Origin of the sequence: Pseudomonas sp. 51_B (assembly GCF_017491595.1) — a bacterium.
GTDB classification, from domain to species: Bacteria; Pseudomonadota; Gammaproteobacteria; order Pseudomonadales; family Pseudomonadaceae; genus Aquipseudomonas; species Aquipseudomonas promysalinigenes.
Genome location: NZ_JAFGYW010000527.1, coordinates 1 through 249 on the forward strand (window position 1 = coordinate 1; position 249 = coordinate 249).

Below are 249 nucleotides of genomic sequence, written 5' to 3' on the forward strand. Positions count from 1 at the left end.
GGCTGATCATCTCGCTGCTCGGCGCCCTGTTGTCCTGGGTGTTGCTGTGCGCCGAGATCATGTTCGCTGCGGCCAAGGACCACACGATGCCGGAGTTCCTGCGCCGGGAAAACGCCAACCAGGTGCCTGCCAATGCGCTGTGGCTGACCAACTGCATGATCCAGGGGTTCTTGCTGATCACCCTGTTTTCGGCCGGCACCTATACCAGCCTGATCTACCTCGCCTCGTCGATGATTCTGGTGCCCTACC

The 249-nt window shown here is 61.0% G+C and carries 1 protein-coding gene; it reads left to right on the forward strand.

Features of this window, described 5'->3' with window-relative positions; genetic code table 11:
• On the forward strand, positions 1-249 hold a 249-nt coding region (locus tag J5M56_RS26045), incomplete at both ends, for an amino acid permease (RefSeq protein ID WP_207938194.1).